At 61.9% G+C, this 21,644-nt stretch carries 24 protein-coding genes, 2 tRNA genes and 1 pseudogene; 10 read left to right on the forward strand and 17 right to left on the reverse strand.

Annotated elements, in window-relative coordinates:
* Positions 1-89: 89 nt before the first annotated feature.
* From RFN28_RS05880 to RFN28_RS05900, 5 genes and pseudogenes are all read right to left on the reverse strand, one after another.
* Positions 90-914: a PopZ family protein gene (locus RFN28_RS05880; RefSeq protein ID WP_320286436.1), complete on the reverse strand. Its 825-nt coding sequence runs from the start codon at positions 912-914 to the stop codon at positions 90-92.
* 233 nt (positions 915-1,147) lie between these two features.
* Positions 1,148-2,542, reverse strand: a complete 1,395-nt coding sequence (locus RFN28_RS05885) for a TolC family outer membrane protein (RefSeq protein ID WP_320286437.1) — start codon at positions 2,540-2,542, stop codon at positions 1,148-1,150.
* A 181-nt stretch (positions 2,543-2,723) separates the two neighbouring features.
* Positions 2,724-3,399: pseudogene (locus tag RFN28_RS05890) on the reverse strand (protein-L-isoaspartate O-methyltransferase family protein).
* Positions 3,400-3,488: 89 nt separating this feature from the next.
* A tRNA-Cys gene (locus RFN28_RS05895) sits at positions 3,489-3,562 on the reverse strand.
* 176 nt (positions 3,563-3,738) lie between these two features.
* On the reverse strand, positions 3,739-3,999 hold the full coding sequence (locus tag RFN28_RS05900) for a hypothetical protein (RefSeq protein ID WP_320286438.1): 261 nt from the start codon (positions 3,997-3,999) through the stop codon (positions 3,739-3,741).
* A 212-nt stretch (positions 4,000-4,211) separates the two neighbouring features.
* Here RFN28_RS05900 and RFN28_RS05905 point away from each other — a divergent pair.
* Positions 4,212-4,286, forward strand: a tRNA-Asn gene (locus RFN28_RS05905).
* A gap of 52 nt (positions 4,287-4,338) precedes the next feature.
* Here RFN28_RS05905 and RFN28_RS05910 read toward each other — a convergent pair.
* On the reverse strand, positions 4,339-4,815 hold the full coding sequence (locus RFN28_RS05910) for a MarR family winged helix-turn-helix transcriptional regulator (protein WP_320286439.1): 477 nt from the start codon (positions 4,813-4,815) through the stop codon (positions 4,339-4,341).
* Between the two features lie 97 nt (positions 4,816-4,912).
* On the opposite strand from RFN28_RS05910, the gene RFN28_RS05915 reads away from it, so the two are divergent.
* From RFN28_RS05915 to RFN28_RS05925, 3 genes are all read left to right on the forward strand, one after another.
* Complete coding sequence (locus RFN28_RS05915; RefSeq protein WP_320286440.1) at positions 4,913-5,281, forward strand: antibiotic biosynthesis monooxygenase family protein; 369 nt, start codon at positions 4,913-4,915, stop codon at positions 5,279-5,281.
* Positions 5,282-5,314: 33 nt separating this feature from the next.
* Entirely contained in the window at positions 5,315-5,761 is a 447-nt protein-coding gene (locus RFN28_RS05920) for a hypothetical protein (protein WP_320286441.1), read from the forward strand.
* Between the two features lie 538 nt (positions 5,762-6,299).
* Entirely contained in the window at positions 6,300-8,333 is a 2,034-nt protein-coding gene (locus RFN28_RS05925) for a coiled-coil domain-containing protein (RefSeq protein ID WP_320286442.1), read from the forward strand.
* 79 nt (positions 8,334-8,412) lie between these two features.
* Here RFN28_RS05925 and RFN28_RS05930 read toward each other — a convergent pair whose 3' ends face one another.
* Positions 8,413-9,039, reverse strand: coding sequence for a hypothetical protein (locus tag RFN28_RS05930; RefSeq protein WP_320286443.1), 627 nt, complete (start codon positions 9,037-9,039; stop codon positions 8,413-8,415).
* Positions 9,040-9,438: 399 nt separating this feature from the next.
* Between RFN28_RS05930 and RFN28_RS05935 the strand changes: the two genes are divergently transcribed.
* Positions 9,439-9,873 (forward strand): FKBP-type peptidyl-prolyl cis-trans isomerase, encoded by a 435-nt coding sequence (locus tag RFN28_RS05935; protein WP_320286444.1) that lies wholly within the window; start codon positions 9,439-9,441, stop codon positions 9,871-9,873.
* A 139-nt stretch (positions 9,874-10,012) separates the two neighbouring features.
* Here the strand turns inward: RFN28_RS05935 and RFN28_RS05940 are convergent, their stop codons facing one another.
* From RFN28_RS05940 to RFN28_RS05970, 7 genes are all read right to left on the reverse strand, one after another.
* On the reverse strand, positions 10,013-10,249 hold the full coding sequence (locus RFN28_RS05940) for a metallothionein (protein WP_320286445.1): 237 nt from the start codon (positions 10,247-10,249) through the stop codon (positions 10,013-10,015).
* A gap of 196 nt (positions 10,250-10,445) precedes the next feature.
* The gene (locus RFN28_RS05945; protein WP_320286446.1) at positions 10,446-11,351 is read right to left on the reverse strand and encodes a GGDEF domain-containing protein; all 906 of its coding nucleotides are present in this window, start codon (positions 11,349-11,351) and stop codon (positions 10,446-10,448) included.
* A 6-nt stretch (positions 11,352-11,357) separates the two neighbouring features.
* On the reverse strand, positions 11,358-11,804 hold the full coding sequence (locus RFN28_RS05950) for a response regulator (RefSeq protein WP_320286447.1): 447 nt from the start codon (positions 11,802-11,804) through the stop codon (positions 11,358-11,360).
* Positions 11,801-13,777, reverse strand: a complete 1,977-nt coding sequence (locus RFN28_RS05955; protein ID WP_320286448.1) for a sensor histidine kinase — start codon at positions 13,775-13,777, stop codon at positions 11,801-11,803. The genes RFN28_RS05950 and RFN28_RS05955 overlap by 4 nt, the downstream gene beginning before the upstream one ends.
* Entirely contained in the window at positions 13,774-14,697 is a 924-nt protein-coding gene (locus RFN28_RS05960; RefSeq protein WP_320286449.1) for a porin PorA family protein, read from the reverse strand. Before RFN28_RS05960 ends, RFN28_RS05955 begins: the two co-directional genes overlap by 4 nt.
* A gap of 244 nt (positions 14,698-14,941) precedes the next feature.
* Positions 14,942-15,556 carry an ATP-dependent DNA ligase gene (locus RFN28_RS05965; protein WP_320286450.1) on the reverse strand — a complete coding sequence of 205 codons (615 nt, stop codon included), beginning with the start codon at positions 15,554-15,556 and terminating at the stop codon, positions 14,942-14,944.
* A gap of 505 nt (positions 15,557-16,061) precedes the next feature.
* On the reverse strand, positions 16,062-17,246 hold the full coding sequence (locus RFN28_RS05970) for a helix-turn-helix domain-containing protein (protein ID WP_320286451.1): 1,185 nt from the start codon (positions 17,244-17,246) through the stop codon (positions 16,062-16,064).
* Positions 17,247-17,431: 185 nt separating this feature from the next.
* Between RFN28_RS05970 and RFN28_RS05975 the strand changes: the two genes are divergently transcribed.
* Together RFN28_RS05975 and RFN28_RS05980 are read left to right on the forward strand one after the other, a co-directional pair.
* Complete coding sequence (locus RFN28_RS05975) at positions 17,432-17,722, forward strand: hypothetical protein (RefSeq protein ID WP_320286452.1); 291 nt, start codon at positions 17,432-17,434, stop codon at positions 17,720-17,722.
* A gap of 104 nt (positions 17,723-17,826) precedes the next feature.
* Positions 17,827-18,057, forward strand: a complete 231-nt coding sequence (locus tag RFN28_RS05980) for a hypothetical protein (protein WP_320286453.1) — start codon at positions 17,827-17,829, stop codon at positions 18,055-18,057.
* A gap of 151 nt (positions 18,058-18,208) precedes the next feature.
* Here the strand turns inward: RFN28_RS05980 and RFN28_RS05985 are convergent, their stop codons facing one another.
* Positions 18,209-18,475, reverse strand: coding sequence for a hypothetical protein (locus tag RFN28_RS05985; protein ID WP_320286454.1), 267 nt, complete (start codon positions 18,473-18,475; stop codon positions 18,209-18,211).
* 14 nt (positions 18,476-18,489) lie between these two features.
* Here RFN28_RS05985 and RFN28_RS05990 point away from each other — a divergent pair, with 14 nt between their 5' ends.
* Positions 18,490-18,921, forward strand: a complete 432-nt coding sequence (locus tag RFN28_RS05990) for a cupin domain-containing protein (RefSeq protein ID WP_320286455.1) — start codon at positions 18,490-18,492, stop codon at positions 18,919-18,921.
* Between the two features lie 62 nt (positions 18,922-18,983).
* Here the strand turns inward: RFN28_RS05990 and RFN28_RS05995 are convergent, their stop codons facing one another.
* Together RFN28_RS05995 and RFN28_RS06000 are read right to left on the reverse strand one after the other, a co-directional pair.
* Positions 18,984-19,439, reverse strand: a complete 456-nt coding sequence (locus RFN28_RS05995) for a carboxymuconolactone decarboxylase family protein (protein WP_320286456.1) — start codon at positions 19,437-19,439, stop codon at positions 18,984-18,986.
* A gap of 112 nt (positions 19,440-19,551) precedes the next feature.
* On the reverse strand, positions 19,552-20,007 hold the full coding sequence (locus RFN28_RS06000) for an SRPBCC family protein (RefSeq protein WP_320286457.1): 456 nt from the start codon (positions 20,005-20,007) through the stop codon (positions 19,552-19,554).
* 267 nt (positions 20,008-20,274) lie between these two features.
* Here RFN28_RS06000 and RFN28_RS06005 point away from each other — a divergent pair, with 267 nt between their 5' ends.
* The gene (locus tag RFN28_RS06005) at positions 20,275-21,069 is read left to right on the forward strand and encodes a copper homeostasis protein CutC (protein WP_320286590.1); all 795 of its coding nucleotides are present in this window, start codon (positions 20,275-20,277) and stop codon (positions 21,067-21,069) included.
* Positions 21,069-21,581 carry a GNAT family N-acetyltransferase gene (locus RFN28_RS06010; RefSeq protein WP_320286458.1) on the forward strand — a complete coding sequence of 171 codons (513 nt, stop codon included), beginning with the start codon at positions 21,069-21,071 and terminating at the stop codon, positions 21,579-21,581. The genes RFN28_RS06005 and RFN28_RS06010 overlap by 1 nt, the downstream gene beginning before the upstream one ends.
* The last annotated feature ends 63 nt before the right edge of the window (positions 21,582-21,644 follow it).

A 21,644-nucleotide genomic window follows, 5' to 3' on the forward strand; every position in this document is an offset into this window, starting at 1 on the left:
AACACAAAGACCTGAAGCGCGTCGCCTGAATCCGTTTCAGCGCGACACGCTTCGATGGCCGCGCATTTACCTCGGACGATCGGGCGAAATCACTGCGCGCCGCGCGCCACGCGCTCGATCTCCTCGCGCACCAGCCGCTCGACCAGCGTCGGCAGGTTGTTATCGAGCCAGTCCTGCAGCATCGGCCTTAGCATCTCCTCGGCCATCTCGTCGAAGGTCTTCTTGCTGCGGCTGGCGAAGGCATCGGAAAGCTCGCCGAACGCCGCCGCGACCTGACGGCCGGCATGCTCGGACAGGATCGCCGGCCGCGCCGGTGGCAAGTCGGTGGAGGATGGCGCTGATGCCTTGCCGGGCGCCGCGGTTTCGACAGGTGGCGTGGCAAGGTCCTCCTCGTCGAGCTCGACTTCGGGCGCCACCTCCGGCGGGCGGTTCGACACCTTCGCTTTGACGGAGCTTCCGCCGACGGCGGCGATCTCGCGCCGCCAATCGGCGACGATGGTATCGGCGCTTTGCGGCGCGCTTGCCGCAGCCGCCGGTGCATCGGGTCCGGCGGCGACTCTCGCACCGACTTCGGCCAGGGTGGCGGGGGGCGCAGTGGTCGGCGCGGGCGCTGTCTTCACCGGCGTGGGACGCGCCTCCGCGCGCGCGGTCACCGGATCGGAGGCCGCGAGCCCGGCCTGCACTTCCGCCAGCGTCAGCGGCTTCTTCGGCGCGGATTCCGCATTGAGTTCGGAACGGAAAGCGTCAACTTCGGCTGCCGGCGCCACAGGCGCCGGCTGGAGGTCCTGGCGCACGTCGCCGGCGTCGGCCGCCGGCTGCTTGCGGCCGGTGTCGCTGTCCTCGATGATCCTTCGGATGGAAGCCAGGATCTCTTCCATGGAAGGTTCGCGCTGTGCGCTGCTTGCCGTAGCCATCGTCACATCCGCCGCCCTTGTGACCGTTGCAGATTTCGGTTCCGGCCCCGCCGGAATTCGAATCAATTGCAACAGCGTAACCGACCGATCGCCATCCGAGAATCCCCAATCTGGGGAGACGTTGGATTTCAACAGATTAGCTCGCTCCGCCGGCAGACGACCGGCCGCCCCTCCGACGCAAAAACGCCGCGCATCCAGCGGACACGCGGCGTTCTTGGAACCTCAGGAGAAGGTCAGCGGCCGTCCGGCGTGCGCAGCCCGATCCACTTGTCCTTGACCGCGTTGTAGTGCTCTTCCGGCCTGTATTTCGTGACCGCCAGGCCGAGCCGGTCGACCGACAGGCGGCCGATCGCGGACAGGATGGCATAGCTCGCCACGACGACGTCGCGCTCGGAACTGGCCTGGTTGATCTTGGCGGTGATGACGGCGTTCTGGGCGTTGAGCACGTCGAGCGTGGTGCGCTGGCCGACATTGCGTTCCTCGATGACGCCGTTGAGCGCCAGCTGCGCGGCGGCGATCACCTGCCTGTTGGCATCCACGCTTTCGCGGGCCGCGGTGTATTGCGTCCACGCCGACGCCACCGCCTGGCGCACCTTGTCGCGGTTGACGTCGACCTCGATGCGGGCCTGGCTGAGCGATTCCTTCGATTGGCGAACCAACGCCGATGTGCGGCCGCCCGAATAGATCGGCACGGTAAGCGTTGCGCCGATATTGGCCGAATTGGTCGTCCCTTCGGACCCCGCCGACGCAAAAGTGCCGGGCGAGGTGTTGCGGTACTGGCTCGATATCCCGGCACTGGCGGTAAGCTGCGGCAACAGCGCCCCTTCGGCCGACTTCACAGAAAACGCCGCGGCGTCGACGAGATGTCCCGTGGCGAGGATGGCCGGATGCTCCGCAGCGGCAATGGTGAAGGCCGAATCGAGGCTCGCCGGCAAAAGCTTTCCAACCGGCGCGGCCGCCTTGAGCTTGCCCGGCTCGTCGCCGATGACCTGGTGGTAGGTCGCAGCGCTCGCCAGCGCCGTCGCGCGGGCGGAGGCGAGCTGCGCCACCGCCGTCGCCCGCGAGGCATCGGCCTGCGCGACGTCGGTGCGGGTACCCTCCCCGACCTCGAAGCGCGACCTTGCGGCACGCGCCTGCTCGGTCAGGAACTGCAGGTTCTGTTCGGTCAGCACGGCGATCTGGCGATCGCGGATCACATCCATATAGGCGCTTGCCGCGTTGAACAGGATGTTCTCTTCGGTGTTGCGCAGGCTCTCTTGCGAGGCGCTCACCTGTGCTTCGGCGGCGGCGACATTGTTCTTGGTCTGAAAGCCGTCGAACAGCGTCTGGTCGATTTCGACCCCAAAGTTGCCTGTGGTTATGTTTAAGGTTTTACCCAGGTTGTTGTTGTGGCTGCTCGTGTAGTCGATGCTGGCCGATCCCTTGATGGTCGGGCGGTAGCCCGACTTGGCGATGGCCACCCCCTCGTCGGTGACGCGGGTGCCGGCGCGGGCCGAGTTCAGCTGGGAATTGTATTGATAGGCTTTGGCGAGCGCGCCGGTGATGGTTTCGGCCGATGCGGCCAACGGCGAAAGCGCGGTCGCGGAAACGAGCACTGCTGTTAGAAAAGTCTTGTGTAGGGGCGGCACGTATTATCCCTCATTCGTTTGCATGGGAACCACGCCACGCAGCCTTCCTTCCGGATCGGCCAGCGTCGCGTGTTTATCGTTCCCCCGCTGACAGCCCCCGAAAATGCCCGTGAAGCAAATCAGCAACGATTGTTCAGGCGCAAGCGATCACGACAGCGCCTTCCCTGCAAGGCAAAACCGCTTAAAATTCGAACGCACGGATACGTTCGAAGCCCGGTAGTGGCTTAATTGCCGCATTAAATGCGCGTCTGCCGGTTACAACCCCCCCCGGCTTTGAAAAACAACCGGGCGACGCCCGAGTTCCCCTGGCCTTCGACGGCGACGAGGCGGCCTTCCTCCGCGAGCTGGTCGAGCAATGCCGCCGGCACCTCCTCGACGCTGCCGTCGATGAAGATGACATCATAGGGCGCCTTGGCGGCATGACCTTGCGGCAACGGTCCTGTGACCACAGTCACGTTCTGGCAACCCAGCGCCGAAAGCGTCGACGTCGCTGCCTCCGCAAGGGCGGCGTCGCTTTCAAGTGCAACCACAGATTTTGCGATTCGGGAAAGCAGGGCGGCCGAATAGCCGGTGCCGCAGCCGACATCGAGCACGCAATCGCTGTCGCGGATCTCCGCCAGTTGCAGCAGCTTGGCGAGCGGCGACGGTTCCATCAGGTAGCGGGCACCGCCGCCATAGACGCCGCCCGAAATGCGGATGTCCACGTCGATATAGGCCAGGTCCCGCTGCCCGTCGCCGACAAAGACTTCGCGCGGCACGGCAAGCATGGCCTCGATGAGCGGCGCGCTGGTCACGTCGGTGGTGCGGATCTGGCCATCGACCATCTTCACCCGGCGTTCGGAGAAATCAGCGTTCATGTTCCAACCAATCCGCTGCCGCGCTGGATGCGCAGCCAAAATTCGACTGGAACGTTGCTCCGGCGCGGCAGCGCTGGAGCCCAAGCATCTGGAGGCCTCGCCCGGAATCGAACCGGGGTGCAAGGATTTGCAGTCCTCTGCGTAACCACTCCGCCACGAGGCCTCACAATGCTCCCGGCGTTCCGAGCGAACTCATTATGTTGGCGGTGAATGGTCGTCAAGCGCCGGAAAGTCATTCCGGGCGCTTTCCCAAGCGTCATCGGAAACAGTGGTTGCCAATCGCTTGTGGCGATCTCGACAGTGTTGGCTGAGCGTGCCGCGGCCGCTCCTGGCAAGCTCTCAATCCGGCCGGCGCCGGCGTTGCCACCAGACGACAAAGCGCCGCCTGTGGCGACGCACCATCGCGAACTCGTAGGACAGGACCAGCAAGCCCAGCGGAACCATCCAGAAGCCGAGAATCGGCAGGAAGCCCAATATGCCGCCGATGGTGAGCAACACGCCGATCGCGATCCGCAATCCCCGCGAGCGCGGCATGGTGAAGTCGCGGCCGAAGATCGTGATCTTCCGCACCGGTGCGTTGTCGTCGTCAGCAGCCGTCATTCAAAACCCGATCCCATCTGCGGCGAAGCCATCAGTACCAAAGGCAACAACCGATCGCTTTGTTCCGCGCGGTGTGAAACCGTTCATATGTGGGCACGCCAAAACCATGCCACAAATGGCCGCACGAAAAACTGCAGAAAAATTGCGAATTGCTGCTTTGCAAAGCCGAAAGGTGTTTGCTATAGGCTGCGCCACTCACGCCAGAGCGCTGTTCCCCGGTAGCTCAGTGGTAGAGCAACCGGCTGTTAACCGGTTGGTCGCTGGTTCGAATCCGGCCCGGGGAGCCATTACTTCTACGCCAGAGCGCGAATTTCCCCGACTGCGATCGCGCCGAAGCGATCAGCCCTGCTCTTCGGCGTCTCCGTTGCCTTCGAGCTTGTTGCGCAGCGCCGTCATAACGCTGTGCGTCGTCTTGATATCCCCGACCTGAAGCCCTTCCGCGAGTTCGTTGACCCAAGGTGCCTGCAGGCGCATTGCGGCCGCATAGGTCTGCTTCCCCTTGTCGGTCAAAACAACAAGCTGAGCCCGCCGGTGGTGTGGGTTGGGCTGGAACGCGACAAGCCCCTCCTTTTCCAGATCGTTGACGATGCGCTGAATGTTTTGGCGGTGGGCTCCCATATCGCGCGCGAGCCAGGCGACCGGTTGCGGCCGATCCGCCGCAACGATGGTGCCAAGGATCTGCCAGCGGGCGCTCGTCAGACCGAGCCCGGCGACCAGCCTGTCGCCGGCAGCGATCATCCGGTTGCTCAGGCTGAACAGCTCGAGAATGAGATCGGTCAAGGCAGTTCCAGCCGGGGTCCGCTTGGTCTCGCGCATTTGTCCTCATATATCCTTGTTGACATCATGGTGTCAATTAACTATGTCATCATCATACCAGATAGACATCATGTCACCATATCGAACGGAGCCCGCCATGTCGCTACTGCGCCCAATGGATTCTGCCTTTCCAATCGAACGTCAGCTCGGTGTCGATGCCTCCCCGGTCGTGCTCGTGAACGTCTTCACGCTCGACAAGGCGGACGAACAGACCTTCCTGCGGGTCTGGCAGGACGACGCAGACTTCATGAAGCGCCAGCCGGGCTTCATCTCGACACAGCTTCATCGCGCGATCGGGGAAAGCCCGACATATCTCAACTATGCGGTATGGGAAACGACGGCCGACTTCCGGGCCGCATTCGCACATCCGGATTTCATCGCGAAGCTCTCGGCCTATCCGTCCTCGGCGGTTGCCACCCCGCACTTGTTTCAGAAGGTCGCGGTGCCGGGCATCTGCGTCGCATAGCCCACGCACGCTTGCTGAAAGGCGGAAAGGTCAATGCTGAAGATCATCCATCCGGTAGCCGGCGCGCTCGCACTCCTCACGATCGGGACCTTCTGGGTCTCGACGGCTCTCAGCGAGCTGTTTGCGTCGGAGGCAACGGTTAGCGCCGTCAAGATGACTATTCCTTGGGGCTTCCTCTTGCTGATCCCAGCGCTGACGGCGGCCGGAGGCTCAGGCTTTGCACTGGCCAAGGGACGACGGGCGGGGCTGATTGGCGCCAAACTCAAGCGCATGCCGTGGATCGCCGCCAACGGCATCCTGGTTCTCATCCCGTCTGCGCTGTTTCTTGCGTCGAAAGCGCGAGACGCCGAGTTCGATCCGCTGTTTTATTCGGTGCAGACACTGGAACTCGTCGCGGGGGCAGCCAACCTCACGTTGCTCAGCCTCAACATGCGCGACGGCCTAAGGATGAAAGGCTGGCTTCGGGCTCGGCCGGCGTAATTCTCCGGCGAAGAGGCGCGCATCAAGCAGCCTCACGGCCATTTTTGCAGCCTGCCGCACAGTCCTCCCCACAATCTGCTGGAGATGACTCCTGAGCGGACGCGGATCCGCTACGAAAACCGCAATGGCCGTTTTGCATCGCCGAGACGGTTGACCGCGGAGGTCTGTGACCTAGCTTGAAGCTCACGATGGACCGTCCAGACTCCGAAATGGCGGAATGGCACGCACCGTGGGAGAACTCTCGGGACGTTGGGGAGGGAGAGGTTGCGGGTCGGTTTTTCGGACCGGCGGCCACGGCATCTTCGAGTTTCGTTTCAAGCGAAAATCATCTGCGCCGGCATGCTGTCATGCGCACCGCCGGCGCTTCGCCATGCAACAACAAATTCGCAAATTGGAGGGACCCGAAGCAGTGACGGCTTAGAGAGCAGTTAGAGGCCTTAGCCGTCACCAAGGCGAGGACCAAAACACCGCTTCACGAGCTTAAAGTAACACCCAAGACCGCACAGGCACGGCGATGCCAAATCTTGCCGGAATTTACATGAACAACGCAGATCTCGCTATCCTAGGCGGGATGACGATACTTGTTTTGCTTGGCGTCTATGTTGTGCTCCGGCGTATCCTTATCGCGGTGCAACGGCGACGCCTGAAACCAAATCCCTACCTGAGCGAATTCAGGCCTACTCCCCTCGATGAGGTTCCTTGGGTTTGGGAACGCCCGGTCGACCTTGCAGGCGAACGTGCTTCTTCTCAGGCTACCGTGCCTTCAGACCCGGACGCCCGGCCTCAGTCCGGCGTGCGAATCGAGCATGTCGACACGATCTCCGAAGAGAACTTGCCAGGGCCATTGCCCAATGCTTCCGCTTCCACGACAAACATCGCCGCGGCCCCACCGCCTCGCGTTCGCAGGCCGATCGGTCTTGTGACACGTTTGGGTATCACCATAATCTGCCTGGCCGTGCCGCTTGGTCTTGCGATGACAAGACAAAACGGCATCGAAAGCGCCCCCGCCTTGCAGGCCGAGCGCCATTCCGATCTTTCGTGGCCCTTCGAGCTTCCGGCAAGTGCTGCATTGGATATGCCCGGACCACCCCAGGGAGACGGGCGAACCGGTGCCGAATTGCTCAGCCCGGATCTCACGGCTGCCAAGGCACAAGCCGAGGCAGCTCGTGCTCAGGCAGCCGCTGCGAGGGAATTGGCAGGCCAGGAGCACCGGGCGGCGGAAGGAGCGCGCGCCAGGAGTGCCTCTCTGCAGAATGCGCTCTTCGAGTCGCGCAAGCAGATCGACGCGCTAAGGACAAGCATGGCAGCCGCCGACAATGCGCGCGAGCAGCGTTTGCGCGACCAAGTCGTGGCGGCCCGCACACTCGACGCATTTCGGCGCATTGCCGGGGACGCGCGCGCGCTGCTGGGCGAGACCATCGCCTATGTCTTTACACAGATGCCCGCCGCTCACCTGGAGCATCAGCGAACCGAACGAATGGCGCGAGACCTATCGCAAGCGCGGGCGCAAATTGAACAGCTTGAAGCCAAGGCCGCCGAGGATCGCGCCAAGGCCAAGGCTTCGCTGGCGCAAGCTAGCGGAATGCTTGACGACGAGCGCCGGAAGTCGAAGGACCTTCGTAGTGACCTCGCCGAAATGGAACTGTCCAAGGCCGCAATCGCGGCCACGGTTGAGCAGGAACGGACCGGTGCAGCCACGGCGACGGAACGGGTAGCGCAGACCGCAGCCGAGACGGCGCAGGCTTTGGCTCAGGAACGCGCTTCAGCAGCCTCGGCCCAAGAGGACCTCAACAAAGCCCGCCTCGAGCGCGACGCGGCCGAACAGCAGCGAACCAAAGCTGTCTCGGCGAAAGAGCATGCCGAGCAGGCCGCAGCGGAGACGGCGCAGGCTTTGGCACGGGAACGCGCTTCATCGGCCTCGACCCAGGAGGACCTCGACAAAACCCGCCTCGAGCGCGACGCGGCCGAACAGGAACGAACCAAAGCTGTCTCGGCGAGAGAGCGCGCCGAGCAGGCCGCAGCCGAGACGGCGCAGGCTCTGGCACGGGAGCGCGCTTCATCGGTCTCGACCCAGGAGGACCTCACCAAAACCCGCCTCGAGCGCGACGCGGCCGAACAGGAACGAACCAAAGCTGTCTCGGCGAGAGAGCGTGCCGAGCAGGCCGCAGCCGAGACGGCGCAGGCCCTGGCACGGGAAAGCGCTTCAGCGGTCTCGACCCAAGCGGACCTCGATAAAGCCCGCCTCGAGAGCGGCGCGACCCAAGCACTTCTGGGACAGATCGCCGGGCTGCAGGAGGCTTTGGACAAGCAACGTGAAGCCACTGTTGCTCTGGCTCGCGACCTGGCTGCCGCGCGCGCGGATAAGGACAAGCTCAGAGCTGAGCGCCGCAGTGCGCAGATCGAGTCGCCGCTGAAGCCGCGCTCTGGCCGCGCATCGGCAGACACAGGCCAGGTGAAGGCTGTGAGCCAGAAGGCTGCGCGCAGCAAGGTTCGAAAGCCGTCGCGGGTGATCCGCGTGCGTTCTATCACGCTTCCCTTTTCCCTCCGGCCAACACACTCGACGTTGGAGTGAGTCCCAAAAGACTGCCTTGGAAAACCAAGAGTGAGATGGGATGAATTGACGGCGACGGCGAGGCGTTCCGTGCTGTGCGCTATGTTAGCCCGACCACGCTTCCTCTCGCGTTCAATTCGCACCCGACCGGCGACTGGCGCGTCTCCACGCTGCCTTGATGTGCATAGTCGATGCTGACCTGAATGGGGGCCGAGATCGTATCCGGGCTCAACCGATGGATCGGACCTGCGCTGCTGACGCGCACGCTGGTCGCGCCAAACTGGACTGCGGCCTGCTCGATTGCGTCTTGGCAGGCGCGAACGACGTTATCCGGGACGCCCGGCAACGCTTCGATTGGATAGACCGCTGGCGAAATAGCGATGTCTTCGGAAGGCTGCAGGGCGGGCGGCAGGTCGAGTGACTGTCGGCCGTCCGAGGACGGGTCGACAGTGGCGGCTTTGGCGGCTGAAGGTGGTGACACTCCCCCTGTTGCAATGGTGCTGATCCCGTCATCGTCCGACGGTGGATCGCTGGTGGGGTCGCCGGGATCGCCGCCGGGTCCTTTGTTCGGGCCGCCATTGTGGCCTTCGTCGTTATGGCTGCCGTCGTCATGACCGCCGTCCTGACCATGATGGCCACCAGCGTCATGCCCTCCGCCGTGCGCGCCGCCGGCTGCGGCTCCCGCGCAAGCTAGCACAATCGAGCAAGTGAATGCGAAACATGCCAAGCTGGATCCAGGGGACTGGCGCACGGCAACCTCCAAAGTGCGTCGGCCTGGCCGTCCTTCCGCGGCATGCGGTCAGATCGGCGCAGCGGCCGGTGCCCCCGAGCAAAACTCGCGACTGCGGCGCCCACAGAATACCTAGGGGATGAATCGGGTGCATCAAGGACGCGTTGGCCCGCCCTTCTCGTTGAAGGCAAATCGATCACGGTTCGGTCGGTGTTGGGCGTGACAGGTCTTAGGCACAAGACCCAGCCTCAACATTTCCCGCAGCCCCAGCACTTTACATCGGCAGCCGAGCACCTAGCTTTAGTGTTTCGCACCGCGCACTCTCATGCGTGGATGATCGAGAACGGGACCGAGAGCCCTGGGCCGGTCCCTCAAAACTCCCGAAAGGATGCTGCCATGACACAGGCCAAGAATGGCGACACCGTACGCATCAACTACACCGGACGTCTGACCGACGGCACTCAATTCGACTCTTCGGGCAGTGAACCGCTGCAATTCACGCTGGGTGAAGGACAGGTGATTCCCGGTCTCGAAACCCATGTCGAGGGCATGGAGGTCGGCGCGAAAAGCACCGTCACCGTTCCCGCCGACGCCGCCTATGGGCCCCATCGCCCCGAAGCGGTCGTAACCATCGACCGCGCCAGCGTGCCGGACAACATCAACGTTGATATCGGCACCCAATTGCAGGCCCGCACCCGGGAAGGCCGCGCCATGCAGGTGACGGTCGTCGGCGTTGACGACGCCAGCGTCAAGCTCGACGGCAATCATCCGCTGGCTGGAAAGGACCTGGTGTTCGACGTTGAGCTGGTCGAGATCGTTCAGGCGGCGTAGCACGGCTGGAACTTGAACGACTGCCCAGCTTCGCGGTTAGGAGCGCAGCCAGGAAACCTGCCCCGTATACCGGGACAGACCATGACGAGCGGCCGGCCAGGCTCGCTCGTGCAGGCTCAGGTGATCGAGAGCGGGAGAATCAAGGCGCGCGATCGGTCAGAGCGCGGGCCCCTTCCTGCTCGGCGCAGTGCGCGCAGCAATAGATGATGTCACCTTGCTCGACGCCATGCCCAACGATCCGTACCCTGCAATGAGGGCACGTCGGAGCAAGCTTCTGGATCGCGCACTCGAAGCTGTCAAACGTGTAGGTTTGTCCGCCCAGACTCACTTGGAATGCCTTGTCGTAGTCATTGCCGCACTGGTCGCACTTAGCCATGGCCCTATTCTCCTTCTGAGTGCGAAAACCTCCCGGCTGGCGATAGGTTCCGCCCAGGGCCTTCTGTCTCTGCAGCCGGGTACGGGGCCTGTCAGGGCGCACCGCGGAGGAAGCTCCGAGCCTGGCTCGATAGGATCAGGAAGTTTGATTCAATTGCCGCAGGGAGAACGAACACCCCAAGGATGAGGAAGGGAGGCTATCGTTGGGCCGCCTTGGTCCGACGGCTATCTTTATCCACGTACATCGCCTCGTCCGCCTCTGCTATCAAATCGTCGATAGATTTCGACGTTCCCGTTGTTGGATTGTGGTGGGCGAAGCCCAAACTGAGGCCCAACGCCGGCTCCCCCGTCGATTCGCGATTGTGATCCTCCACAGCGCTCGTGAGGCGGTGACGCAAAAGTTCGACAGCAGCCGCGTCGACGCCATCTGTCATCGCGATAAACTCGTCGCCGCCGATCCTGGCGATCACATCGGATCCCCGGAAAACGGAACGCAGAACCCCCGCGGTCCTGATCAACGCCCGATCACCGACGTCATGGCCAAAACGATCATTGATGCGCTTCATGCTGTCCAGATCGATGAAGGCCAACACCAACCCGGTTCCGGTCCTGGCGGCGCGCTTCATCAATTCTCTGGCGAGCACTGCGAAGCCACGGCGGTTGTGAAGGCCGGTAAGGTCGTCGACGAGCGACAGGTCCCTTATCTGCAGCATCATTCTATGACGCTCCCGGGCATAGCGGATTGCGCGAACAATTTGCTGCCCGTCGATTTGCCCTTTGACGAGATAGTCCTGTGCGCCGTCGCGAACCGCTTGAATCGCGGACCCTTCGTCGTTGAGGCCGGTCAGCACGATGACTGGGACGTCGGGAGCTGTCGCCTGAAACTGCCGAAGCGTATCCAAACCCGTACTGTCGGGGAGAAACAAATCGAGCAATACGAGGTCGAAGCTCTGATCGGCGAATTGCTCGAGGCCATGGGCCAACCGATCCGCTGTCGAGATCATGAAAGCCTTGGCGTTGCCGTCCGTGAGCAGTTCCCGGATCAGCCTGGCATCACCGGGATTGTCTTCAACGAGGAGGATGTTTAACGGGCTTTCGCTCAACTCGCGTTACTCCGGCGGTAGTTTTACAATCGAGAGCCAGAAATTCTCGATCCCCCGCACTACGCGTACGAATTCATCCAGGTCGACCGGCTTGGTGATGTAACAGTTGGCGTGCAGGTTGTAGCTGGTCAGGATATCTTTCTCGGCCTGCGAAGTGGTCAGCACCGCAACCGGGATCCGTCGCAAGTTTTCGTCCGCCTTGATCTCGGCGAGAACCTGACGGCCGTCCATTCGCGGCAGATTGAGATCGAGCAGGATCAGGTCAGGACGTGGTGCGTCGGCGTAGCGCCCTTCTCGCCGTAGCAACGCCATGGCCTCGACGCCGTCCTGCACAACGTTGAGTTCATTGCGCACCTTCGCGTCTCGCAACGCCTCGATCGTGAGCCGAGCGTCGCCGGGATTGTCTTCAACGAGGAGGATGTTGATGGCGCGTTCAGTCGAGCTGATGTTCATACCGGATCCATTTGAGGTGCCGAAGATGTTGGAGTCAACTTCCGCGCTTGGTTGGTGTCCTCTATATCCCGGCAAGGAAGCGTGAAGAAGAAGGTCGAGCCATGGTTGACCTCAGACTCGACCCAAATTCGACCGCCGTGGCGTTCGACAACTTTCTTGCAAATGGCAAGACCGATGCCGGTCCCGGGATATTCGGCCCGTGTGTGCAAGCGCTTGAAAACGGTGAAAAGCTGCTCAATGTACTTGGCATCAATGCCGATGCCATTGTCCGCGATTGAGAATAACCATTCCCTGCCGTCTCGCCGCGCCGCGATCTCAATTTCCGGGATGCGCTCGCCACGGAACTTGATGGCGTTGCCGATCAGGTTTTGGAACAGTTGAACCAACTGGAATCGATCGGCATCGATTTTCGGCAGCTCGGACTTTCGGATGATCGCGCCGCTCTCGATCAGCGCCGCTTTGAGGTTCGTCAAGGCGTGCTCGACCGCAAGGTTGCAATCGATCGCCTCGAACGCGCCGCCCTGCGTGCTGACACGTGAATAGACCAGCAGGTCATTGATCAATGCTTGCATCCGTGCAGCGCCATCCACAGCGAAATGGATGAACTCGTCGGCATCGGCATCCAACCGTCCCTTGTAACGCCTGCCAAGCAGTTGGGTATAACTTGCCACCATTCGCAGCGGCTCCTGCAAGTCATGCGAGGCGACATAAGCGAAGCGCTCAAGCTCGATGTTTGACCGGGCCAGATCGCTTGCCCTCAGGTCAAGCTCGCGCGTCTTTTCCGCGACACGGTGCTCCAGGGTGGCAGCATGCGCCTGCAGCTCGGATTCCCGGCTTTTGAGCGCGCTCGTCATTCGATTGAAGGCACGCGCCAAACGACCAAGCTCGTCGCTCGAGGACTCAGGCAGCACCACATCCCGCTCGCCCGCCTCGACTCGTCTGGCGCCCGCCTCGATACGCCGAATGGGGTTGGTGATGGTTCGCGACAACAATCCCGACGCCGCCGATGCAACGAGCAAAAGCAGGCCGCCAGCGATCGCAAGGCTCTGGCCGAGTTGATAAATAGTGGCAAAGGCTTCGGCCTTGTCGAGCTTTGTGATGAGACACAAACCAAACTTCGGCATCCAGCGATAAACGGTGATCGCTGGAACGCCGCGGTAGTCGTTCGAGAGATCCAGGCCATCATTGTGTTGAAGGCAGAGCCGGGCCGCCTCGCTTCGGTCCGAGGTAAGGGTGCTCGCGTCGGCATCGGTCAGCAGGCGCGGCCTGTTGAGAAACTGCCTGTGCGTGTCGATCAAGTATGCTTCGTCGGTCGCGCGCAGCCCCGCTCGTCGATCGACGGTGCCAGCCAAACTCTCTGTTCCGAGACGGGCGACCAGAACGGCAACAAGGGCACCGTTGCGGGCACGAAGCGGCGTGGACAAGAACGGCGACAACAGGGTGAAGTTGCTTGAACGGTCCGGCACCAGGTAGAGGCCAGCGCGGATCTTGCCATTGGTGAAATAAGGCTCGCCAGCGCCCTGTCGGCCACGGTCGGTGGGATCCGTCGCCGTTAGGACTCGGCCCGATTTCGGTTCCATTACAAAAAGGGCGACAAAGTCCTGGCCCTCTCCGGTGCGCGCCGCAAGATCATCGCGGACGTCGACCCAATTGTCAGGCGTCGCATCCGCGGGAAGATCGGCGAGCTTGGTGACGTCGTCGACAATGTGGGGCGATTCGCTGAGCCCGCGCAGCTCGCTCAACTGCCCGTCGAGCCAAGACCCGATCGCGGCCTGTTTTTCCAGTGCTCGCGATTGGACCTCGGCAACAACGCTGCTCTCAAGCGCGGCCCTGCCCTGGTTGAAGGCCAGCCATCCTGTCGCGCCGAGGAGAATTGCAGCGAAGAGCGCAAAAAGCAGGGTAAGCTTTTGTGAAATCCCAAGCCGCAAAGGCGGTAAGGCCCCTTGCGGATCTACATGCGACCGCGTGCTCATTCCGCATCAGGCCGCGCGCCGCGGCGAAGCCGCAGCAAACCGATCCCCAACCAAGCGAGAGCCAGCGCTAGCAGGGCAGCGGGCAGCCAGATTTTCGCCGCCAATATGCGCAGTCGGACCGAAGTCGCCGTGCCGAACAGGTCGGCCTTGGACCGCGCGGAGTACCTAGCCTGCCAGACACTAAAGTCTCCGATCGATTTCCCCGTGGCCGGATCGACGAAATAGCTGTGGCCATTATCCGTCATGTCGACGAGGGTACCTGAGACGGGCTCGACCCACAGAAAGCCTTCGCCGTCTGTCCCGACACCGAAGCGCTCGGGTACGTCGGGAAGGTAATCATAGGTCTTGGTCTCATCGAGGTCCGCAATCGTGAAGCGGTACACTGCGAGCGCCAGACCATCGACCACCTCATTGCGATCGAAAGCCAAGTGTCGTGGACCGCCATAGTAGGGGTCCCAGACCTCGTCAGCAACGCCCCTCAGCTGCGGCGGGAACATGAATTGCCCGCTGCGGCTCTGGTCGCCGTAACCCGCCACATTCCGGCGGGTCTTGCGATCAACGCCATAAAGGCCGGTAGTTTGATAGTTCACCTCACCGGTGTCAGTCGTCCAATCGATATGGCTTTGAACGATGGCAACGTCACCGGTGGCGCTCAGCACTTGGTCGACACGACGGCCCTCCTGGTGGAACGCGGCGAAGGCCGCATCCGGCGTCTGCCGAAAGCGGCTATCCGATTCGAGAATGATGCTGGCGGTATAGTCAGCCGGCAGCCTCTCCAAAGCTGGTCCAAGGCTCAATCGAATAATCGCTGCTGTAACAATCAAAAGCGCCGGTGGCGCAAGGACCCGCAACAAAGGTATCCAGCGCCGCGACTGCGGAGCATTCACCATCGCCGATGCATGCGGGGCATCAGCTCCCATTGTTGCTCCCTCGGCTCGCCAACAGTAATCGCACTTCGGCAAGGATCGCTCCTATGCCGACCAATATTCCACGCATGCGTTCAGTCTATCCGCGAGCGATTCTACGATATCTGCTTCCCACGGAGTGATCAAGGTCGAGGATCTATTGCGCCTTGTGGATTCCCTTGTCTTATCTGCGGCATAGCTAATATTCTGCTTACGATTTCGCCTTGAGCGGATTGGGTGCTCGGGCGGGATCACACACCTAGAATTTCGAAAACGGCTTTCTCAAACATCTGGCCTTCAGCCATGTTTTGGATGGTCCGCCCTTGTAGCGGCTATCGGCACGTTTCGAAATGACGCCATTGGGCCCGATTTTCTCGATGGCGCGAAAGAGCGCCAGCGCGTCGCCCTCAAAATGCTCACTGTATTGGATCTTGCCGACGCCTGGCCCAACCAATTGCCGCAGCGCTTGCTTGCGCTGCAGCAAGGGCAAGGGGGCAAGATTGCGACCGTCGAGATGCAGGATGTCGAACGCGACGAACACCAGCCGGTTCGGCTCGCTCCAGATCGCGGCTTCCAGCTCAGGGGAATCGGGCGCACCCCGCACGCCTGACACAATCACCTCGCCGTCGAGAATCGCGGCCCGACACGGGAGTTCGACCGCCAGCGCGATCGGCCAGTATTTTGTCGTCCAGTCACGACCGTTCTTGCTGTAGAGACGCACGCCGCCCTTATCGATAATGATCTGCGTCCGGTAGCCGTCGAGCTCGGCCTCGTGAACCCACCCCTCATCTTGGGGCGGCTGCTCGACAAGAGTTGGCATCTGCGGCGGAATGAACTCCAGCCGGTCGCCGTCGACGTTGGCACGCTTACCCAACTTACGCCACCACGTTTGACGGACAGCGGTGGCGCGAGCGGCACAGGCGATCCGATGTCCCCCAACTTGGACACCTGCCGCCTGTGCCGAGCCCCCACTAAGCCATCGAGCCCCCACGAAGCCATTTTGCGGCGGAATGAACACCAGCCGGCCGCCCCCCGGCCTTGGCGCGCTAACTCAATTACGCCACCACCTTTGACGGAAGCGGCGGCGGTCGGCACAGGCGGTGCGATATTCCCCCCAACTTGGAAACCTGCCGCCTGTGCCGAGCCCCCCGCTAAAGTCATCGTGAACATCTACGAATAACGTCGCGTTGTCGTTAGCTGCGCATCCAAATACTTATCCGGGCGTACATATCTCGATATCGGCGCAGCATCTCTCGCCCACGGCTGTTGCCATTTGGGTGCCGTCAGCCCACGCAGTCCCTGGCCTGGCAGGAGGATTGCCGCCCGGCACCCAGCAGAACCCGGGGGGCCGCCGATCTCAACCGCCGGCGACGCCCTGATCAGCTTCCAAGCGCCTTGAGCCAACCTTCAAAGGAAGAGGCCTTCTCGTGCTCGCCAAGCGAAACAGAGTGGGCGGGGCGCGGCAATACCATCGTCCTGCGGCCTTCGCGGGGGCTGTAACCGAATTCCTTGCTGAACGCTCGGCTGAAGTTTGCCGCTGAACTGAACCCGAAGGCTTCCGCAATTTCAACAATGCGTCGGTTGTCCGCCGGATCGCTAAGCGCGAGATGGGCAGCCAAGAGTCGGCGACTTTGAATGTAATGGAGAACACCACCGCTCGGTTCGAACAACTGATAGAGGCGAGATCGTGAAACGCCAAGCGCCCGGCACATTGAACCCGGTGTCAGATGAGCCGCGTCCAGATTGTTTTGGACGTATCGACGTGCTCGCTCCATTAGCGCGACACTCGCCAGCTGTTCGGCCGCCGCGGCATGTTCCGCCGGAGGCGCAAGGCAGGCAATGATCATGCTGCGCGTTGCGTGTACGATGCGGGGCAGATCTTCCGCCGTGAGATTGCGCAGTCTTGCTACGATGCTGTTGATGTAGTCGATCAAAAGGTTGGCAAAGTTGCCGGACAGAATTGAGTTGTTGTTTGCGTCGAGGGTCCCCGCCACGTCGGCGAACAAATCACGCGGCAAATAGAGAAAGAGACTTTCGGATTCCGTTGTCCTTCCGCGAAACGGGTAGCCAAGCGATCTGATCTCCAATTTGCCCGGCTGGCCCTCCGCGACGCGGCGATCAACCTCCGTCCAGGTCCGACCAGTATGTGGTAGGGCGACATACCAGTGATCGATCGAACTGGACCGTAGCTTCGCGGCAGACCGCGTGTAACTGTGCGCGGGCGCGCGCTGTTCAACGATCAGCATGCCACCAAGATTCCAGGCCCTGTGGTCGGCGGGAAAGCCGTCGTCCAGCGATTTGTCATCCGGCAGCTTGACCTCAACAAGCGGTGCCACATGCGCTTGCCAGGCGGTGAATTGATCCTCTGGTGCTAGTTTGAGCGTTGAGAAGGACAACGGTTCCAGCACCGGCGCAAGTGGTGGAGCGGCCTCATTGTCAGGTTGAACGTCGCGTGGCCAACGACGTCGCTCGCGCTCCGGCGCTTGTGCTTGCCCAGCATGCGCCTCGTCTTGCCTCTTAGCGTCCACCGCGCGTGGTGCCATATCCGATTCCGGTATGCCCATGCCCTCGCAATCATGTGGTGTATCCTGGGCATCTGGCAAGCCTGTCGACCGCATCGGCGATCACGCCGGATTACAGCAAGAAATGCATCCCGAGATAAGTTTCTGGATGCGAAGATAACGACACTCTTCAAACTGGTGCGTATAGAATCCGACATCGTGAAAGCGATGTTGAGGAGACCACAAAAATGAACGAAAAGATCAGAGGAGAAGCTCGCCGCAAGATAATTCTTGATGGATACGTCAAAAACGAACCATTGAAAGACATTGCGGCAAAGCTCGGATGCTCACTGGCGAGCTTGAAAGTCAGCGCCAGCAAACTTGGCTGCACTAGAACCCCAAAAGAGGCGGCAGATTTTCGGCGCGGCTTTCGCATACCTGAAAACAAGCGGCAAGACTATTATCAGCTGATGATCTCAGGACAATATCGATCTCGCGAATGCGCGGAGATCTTGGGATTATTGGCAACGCAATCATAGTATACTTGGCAATTTTACTAGAATATTGACGACATTTCTCACACAAGCCTCAGTGATAAAAGCCCGCCGCAAAGCATGGGCGGCGGGCCGGAAAGGGTCGCTCAATGCTGCGTCAGCGTTTTAATCGCACCTGTCTTAGCCCTCTCGATCTGGCTGTTTGCGAACGCGTGTTCAATCAGGTCTGCGCGGATGAACAGCTCGATCCTTTGGACCCGGCCGCCGAAATCTTAGCGGTGATGGTTGTGGCCATTTTTCGAAATGCTCACACCAGTGAGCGTGAACTGCTGGAGGCGGTCAGATCCCTCCGGCAAAAGGCCACGGGAGCCGCCCAATAGTACACGACGCTCAACAATGATCAGCCTCGACTGGTCGCCGGCATCGAAACGCGACAGCCGTTTTTGGCTTCGACGCCGTCGATAGGGCGCGCCGGAAACCCTAACTCGTTCGTATTAGCGCTCCCCTAATGTGATCAATTGACAGAGGCGGTCAATCGGCGCGCGATGCCGGCAATGCCGTGTGCGCCCTTGGCACGCCGCAGAGGCCTTCGGTGGACCCACCCAACAAAAAACACCGGGCCGGGCTGGCTCGTGTCTTGTGGAAGCAGGCGCGAGCCAGTTTGGCGCCTGGAAGAAAACGCGCGGCGGTCCGTTGGTTCGAATCCTGCCCGGGAAGCCCAGTCATCAGCGATCCATGCAAGATTTCCGCGCCACCGTCCTTGCGCGCCGATGGCGCCTGCGCGATCTTGCCGACCATTTCGGGGAGGACTCATGCGGAACATCCTGGCATCGGCGCTGCTGCTGGCGGCGGCCCTTTACACGACCACCGCCGGCGCGCTGGACAGTTCCGGCACGCCGGTCGTCGTGACGCCGCTGGCGTCCAAGACGAAGACGGCCTCAGGCCAGCCGATCACGCTGCCGCAGGAGAATGTCGAGGTCCAAGTTTCCGCCTATCAGATCGCGCCGGGCGCGACGCTCCCGGTGCACAAGCACCCCTTCCCGCGCTACGCTTATGTCGAGGCCGGCACACTCAAGGTCACCAATGTCGAGACCGGCGACAGCAACACCTACAAGACCGGCGATTTCATCGTCGAGATGATCGGTGAGTGGCACCAGGCAACCAATATCGGCACCGATCCGGTGAAGCTGCTGGTCATCGACCAGGTGGAACAAGGCGCAAAGAACACGATCTTGAAGCAGTAGCCGGCAGCAACGCCGTTCTGCCAATGGGGCGCTCGCTCCAAGGCGGATGCCCGATATCCATGTCAGCCCCAGGCACCCACCGGCTGCCGGGTCGGCGCGTTCAGGCGGTTGAAGGCATTGATCAGCGCGATCTGGATTACCAGCGCGGCAAGCGCCTTGTCGTCATAGTGGCGGGCGGCCTCGTCCCAGACATCGTCGGGCACCGCATCCGAGCGGTCTGCCAATCGCGTCGCGGCCTCCGCCAATGCAAGAGCGGCCCGTTCAGCGCCGGTGAAATAAGGCGTTTCCCGCCAGGCCGACACGGCAAAGATCCGCTCCTCCTTCTCGCCGGCCTTCTTCAGTTCGCGCGCATGCATGTCGACACAGACGCTGCAGGCGTTGATCTGGCTGGCGCGCAGATGGATGAGCTTGCGCGTGATGTAGGGCACCTCGGCGGCCTCGGTCGACTTGTCGAGTGCCAGCAGCGCCTGCAGGGCTCCTGGAATGAGCATCACCGGATTCTTCAGTCTTGCTTCCATGGCCAATCTCCTTTGGATGTGTTTTCATGAGCCCTGGATGCACTGCGACAGGGATTAGGTCTGGTTTTGCTGTTGTCAGGCTGCGAGCTCGGCTAGCGCAATGCCGGGAATATCAACCTTGCCCAGCCGCGACTTGTTCGAGCCGCTCCAGGATGCGTGGCCAGCCGCCTCCCATGCCTTTGTAGCCAGCCTCGTCTTGCGGCCTGAAACCGGATTGCTCCATCCGCACCCGCGTGGATGGCCCCTCAGGCGTCAGTGACCAGGTCACAATAGTCGTCAAGCCGCTGTCGGACTCGCTTCCGTCGCCCCAGCTGTAGGCGAGCAGATGCGGCGGCTCGACCTTCAGCACCACGCAGTTGACCACGCCTGACCAGCCGGGCACTGGTTTCGCGCGGAAAGTGAAACGGTGGGTTTCAACGGGTTCAAAATCGTTCTCCATCAGCCACTCGGCGACCAGATGCGGAGAGGTCAGTGCGCGCCACACTTTGTCGACCGCGTGCGGAAGGAGCCGTTCGACGAGGATCGATTTGGTCTCAGTAGTCATCGTTCTTTCTGTGATGTCATTCATGCCATCCTCCTTGTCCGGTTTCTCCAACAATGTCTCCAGAGCCGAGACATGACGCTGCCAGGCTGCTGCAGGGGAGTCTCTGGTCTGGCGGAGGCCGAGGAACTTTGCCCACCATTCGCGGGCTCTCCTATCCAGATCAATAACCTACCAGCTATGGGTTTATCTATAACCATAGAGTTATCTATGTCAACGGGCTTTGCGCTGTTTGCACGTGACAAGTGCTCCATGGCCGGATCGACCGTTGCGGCTTTCGCGGCAAGCTGTCCGATGCTAGGGCTGGTCTTCTCTTGGCATGGATGGACACCAGTGACCGACACCCAAAAACCCCTGATCGAACTCTGTGTCGAAGGCATAGACGGGCTGCTCGCCGCGCAAGCCGCCGGTGCCGACCGGGTCGAACTTTGCGCCAGCCTCGTCGAAGGCGGCATCACGCCGAGCCTCGGCACGGTGTGTGCCGCGCTCGAGCGCGCGACCATTCCCTTCCACGTTATCGTGCGTCCGCGCGGCGGCGATTTTCTCTACAGCGAGGCCGAATACCGCTCGATGCTCGCCGATGTCGGCGCCTTGCGCGACCTCGGCGTGGCCGGCGTCGTCGTCGGCTGCCTGACCGCCGACGGCGCCATCGACGAGGCGCGCATGAACGAGCTAGTGCGGGCCGCCGGCCCTCTCAATGTCACCTGCCATCGCGCTTTCGACATGACGCGTGACTCTAGTGAGGCGCTCGAAGCGCTGATCCGCTGCAAGGTCGGGCGCGTGCTGACCAGCGGCCAGCGCGACACGGCGCTGGAGGGCGCCGATCTGCTCGCCCAGCTCGTTCGCCAGGCGGGCGGGCGCATCATCATCCTCGGCTGCGGCGGGCTGGCACCCGATAACATCGGTGAGGTCCTGAGGCGAACCGGGCTGAGCGAAATGCATTTTGCCGCGCTTGCCGACGTTCCGAGCGCCATGCGCTACCGCAACCCGCATGTCGGCATGGGCGGCACCGACCTCGACCGTGAGTATCGCACCACCGTGACGGATGGAGCCCTCGTGGCGGCGACGATCGCGGCTGCGAGGGCGTGATGCCGGAGAAGACGATGTCGAAGGACCGGCTGCCGATCGAACGGATCGCGCCCGCCGACGAGGCCGCGATCCTCGCGCTCAACAACGAGCACGCGACCGAACTGTCCTGGCTGGAGCGGGAACAGCTCTCCTTCCTGCTCAGCGAAGCGTTCTACACGCGCCGCATCGGCGCGCTTGAGGCCTTCATCATGTGCTTCGATCAGGACGCCCGCTACGACAGCCCGAATTTCCTCTGGTTTCGCGAGCGCTATCCGCGCTTCGTCTATGTCGACCGGGTGGTGGTCGCGGCGGAAGCGCGCGGCCGCGGCCATGCCCGCCGCCTCTACGAGGACATGTTCGAGCAGGTCCGCCGCGACGGCCACACCATCGTCACCTGCGAGGTCAACGCCGATCCGCCGAACCCTGCCTCGGACGCCTTCCATGCCGCGCTCGGCTTTGCCGAGGTCGGCGACGCCGTGATCGACGGCGGCAAGAAGTCGGTGCGCTATTACGTCAAGCCGGTCACAGGCTGAGCAGCGCCACTGGCACTGAAGACAAGCTGACGCTAATGTATCCGCTCCGCGGGTTCGGGGGCG

Origin of the sequence: Mesorhizobium album, assembly GCF_033977205.1 — a bacterium.
Classification (GTDB): domain Bacteria; phylum Pseudomonadota; class Alphaproteobacteria; order Rhizobiales; family Rhizobiaceae; genus Mesorhizobium; species Mesorhizobium album.